The following is a 3581-nucleotide window of genomic DNA, read 5'->3' as shown; positions in this document are numbered from 1 at the left end:
TCAACACACTGTTGGGTCCTGAAAGAACAGGCGTTCTTTCCAGGCAATAAACATGATCCGCTCGGATCTCCGTTCATACCGCGGGAGGCTTCTTCGGGAGTTTGCTGGCTGGTGCGGGTGAAAGTTCCGGGTGGGTGTGTTGTTTGAGAACTGCACAGTGGACGCGAGCATCTTTGTTTTGTAAGTGTTTTAGAGCGTTCGGTGGATGCCTTGGCACCAGGAGCCGATGAAGGACGTAGGAGGCTGCGATAAGCCTCGGGGAGCTGTCAACCGAGCTGTGATCCGAGGGTGTCCGAATGGGGAAACCCAGCACGAGTGATGTCGTGTTACCCGCATCTGAATGTATAGGGTGTGTGGAGGGAACGTGGGGAAGTGAAACATCTCAGTACCCACAGGAAGAGAAAACAACATGTGATTCCGTGAGTAGTGGCGAGCGAAAGCGGATGAGGCTAAACCATGCGTGTGTGATACCCGGCAGGGGTTGCACGTGTGGGGTAGTGGGGCTCATTTTCTCATCACTGCCGTGGTGAGCAACAGTCAGAAAAGATCGTGTTAGTCGAATTGGTCTGGGACGGCCAACCGTAGACGGTGAGAGTCCGGTAGGCGAAAACACGTTCTCTGTTGTAGTGAGTGCCCGAGTAGCAGCGGGCCCGTGAAATCTGCTGTGAATCTGCCGGGACCACCCGGTAAGCCTGAATACTCCCTGGTGACCGATAGCGGACTAGTACCGTGAGGGAAAGGTGAAAAGTACCCCGGGAGGGGAGTGAAATAGTACCTGAAACCGTGCGCTTACAATCCGTCAGGGCCTTCGAGCAGCTTGCTGCTGGGGGTGATGGCGTGCCTTTTGAAGAATGAGCCTGCGAGTTAGTGGCATGTGGCGAGGTTAACCCGTGTGGGGTAGCCGTAGCGAAAGCGAGTCCGAATAGGGCGTTTGAGTCGCGTGTTCTAGACCCGAAGCGGAGTGATCTACCCATGGCCAGGGTGAAGCGACGGTAAGACGTCGTGGAGGCCCGAACCCACTTAGGTTGAAAACTGAGGGGATGAGCTGTGGGTAGGGGTGAAAGGCCAATCAAACTCCGTGATAGCTGGTTCTCCCCGAAATGCATTTAGGTGCAGCGTCGCGTGTTTCTCACCGGAGGTAGAGCTACTGGATGGTCTAGGGGGCCCACAAGCTTACCGAAATCAGCCAAACTCCGAATGCCGGTGAGTGAGAGCGCGGCAGTGAGACTGCGGGGGATAAGCTTCGTAGTCGAGAGGGAAACAGCCCAGATCGCCGGCTAAGGCCCCTAAGCGTGTACTAAGTGGAAAAGGATGTGGGATTGCGCAGACAGCCAGGAGGTTGGCTTAGAAGCAGCCACCCTTGAAAGAGTGCGTAATAGCTCACTGGTCGAGTGATCCTGCGCCGACAATGTAGCGGGGCTCAAGTACACCGCCGAAGCCGCGGCAGTCGCACAATACATCCACATACTCCTGCGGGGGTGTGTGCAGTGGTGTGGCTGGGTAGGGGAGCGTCGTGTAGCCAGGGAAGCAGCGGGGTGACCTAGTTGTGGAGGCTGCGCGAGTGAGAATGCAGGCATGAGTAGCGAAAGACGAGTGAGAAACTCGTCCGCCGAATGACCAAGGGTTCCTGGGCCAGGTTAATCCGCCCAGGGTGAGTCGGGACCTAAGGCGAGGCCGACAGGCGTAGTCGATGGACAACGGGTTGATATTCCCGTACCCGTGTATCCGCGCCCAATGGCGAATCATCTGTGCTAACCGCCCTGAACTGGCGGGATCTCCTTCGGGAGACCCAAAGGGGATGCGCGGGACCCTGGGTGTAGTAGTCAAGCGATGGGGTGACGCAGGAAGGTAGCTGGGCCAGTCAGTGGTTGTACTGGTGTAAGCCTGTAGGGCGTTGTGTAGGCAAATCCGCACAGCATATAGCCTGAGAGGTGATGCGTAGCCGATTGAGGCGAATTCAGTGATCCTATGCTGCCGAGAAAAGCCTCTAGTGAGTTGGTACACGGCCCGTACCCCAAACCGACACAGGTGGTCAGGTAGAGAATACTAAGGCGATCGAGAGAACTGTGGTCAAGGAACTCGGCAAAATGCCCCCGTAACTTCGGGAGAAGGGGGGCCCGAGCTGGTGACCGGCTTTACGCCGTGAGCTGGTTTGGGCCGCAGAGACCAGAGAGAAGCGACTGTTTACTAAAAACACAGGTCCGTGCGAAGTCGTAAGACGATGTATACGGACTGACGCCTGCCCGGTGCCGGAAGGTTAAGAGGACCGGTTAGCGCTTCGGCGCGAAGCTGAGAATTTAAGCCCCGGTAAACGGCGGTGGTAACTATAACCATCCTAAGGTAGCGAAATTCCTTGTCGGGTAAGTTCCGACCTGCACGAATGGCGTAACGACTTCTCTGCTGTCTCGACCACAGACTCGGCGAAATTGCATTACGAGTAAAGATGCTCGTTACGCGCGGCAGGACGAAAAGACCCCGGGACCTTCACTATAGCTTGGTATTGGTGTTCGGTACGGTTTGTGTAGGATAGGTGGGAGACTGTGAAGCATGCACGCCAGTGTGTGTGGAGTCGTCGTTGAAATACCACTCTGGTCGTATTGGACCTCTAACCTCGGACCATGATCTGGTTCAGGGACAGTGCCTGGTGGGTAGTTTAACTGGGGCGGTTGCCTCCCAAAATGTAACGGAGGCGCCCAAAGGTTCCCTCAGCCTGGTTGGCAATCAGGTGTCGAGTGCAAGTGCACAAGGGAGCTTGACTGTGAGACAGACATGTCGAGCAGGGACGAAAGTCGGGACTAGTGATCCGGCACCGGCATGTGGAAGCGGTGTCGCTCAACGGATAAAAGGTACCCCGGGGATAACAGGCTGATCTTCCCCAAGAGTCCATATCGACGGGATGGTTTGGCACCTCGATGTCGGCTCGTCGCATCCTGGGGCTGGAGTAGGTCCCAAGGGTTGGGCTGTTCGCCCATTAAAGCGGCACGCGAGCTGGGTTTAGAACGTCGTGAGACAGTTCGGTCTCTATCCGCCGCGCGCGTTGGAAACTTGAGGAAGGCTGTCCCTAGTACGAGAGGACCGGGACGGACGAACCTCTGGTGTGCCAGTTGTCCCGCCAGGGGCACGGCTGGTTGGCTACGTTCGGAAGGGATAACCGCTGAAAGCATCTAAGCGGGAAGCCTGTTCCAAGATGAGGTTTCCCACCACCTAGAGTGGTTAAGGCCCCCTACAGACCATGGGGTTGATAGGCCGGAACTGGAAGCCAGGTAACTGGTGGAGGTGACCGGTACTAATAGGCCGAGGGCTTACAAACAAAGGTTGCTACGCGTCCACTGTGCAGTATCTGAAACAACACACAGATACAGAAGACACCCCAGAATCCGGGGTCGGTGACCACCATGTGGTGGGTTGATCCGAGTACCGGTAGCAGGGTGGCTCTCTGTGGATAGTTTCATAGAGTTACGGCGGTTATAGCGGCAGGGAAACGCCCGGTCCCATTCCGAACCCGGAAGCTAAGCCTGCCAGCGCCGATGGTACTGCACTCGACAGGGTGTGGGAGAGTAGGACACCGCCGGAACATAATT

Annotated in this window: 2 rRNA genes; both read left to right on the top strand. The window is 56.4% G+C overall.

Annotated elements, in window-relative coordinates:
• The first annotated feature begins 178 nt into the window (after positions 1-178).
• Positions 179-3310: ribosomal RNA gene (locus tag QH195_RS28865) — 23S ribosomal RNA — on the top strand.
• 147 nt (positions 3311-3457) lie between these two features.
• Positions 3458-3574: ribosomal RNA gene (rrf, locus tag QH195_RS28860) — 5S ribosomal RNA — on the top strand.
• The last annotated feature ends 7 nt before the right edge of the window (positions 3575-3581 follow it).

Origin of the sequence: Nocardia carnea, from assembly GCF_029868855.1 — a bacterium.
GTDB classification, from domain to species: domain Bacteria; phylum Actinomycetota; class Actinomycetes; order Mycobacteriales; family Mycobacteriaceae; genus Nocardia; species Nocardia carnea_A.
The sequence above is the reverse complement of the archived record's forward strand: the minus strand, read 5'-3'. Positions and strand labels throughout refer to the sequence as shown.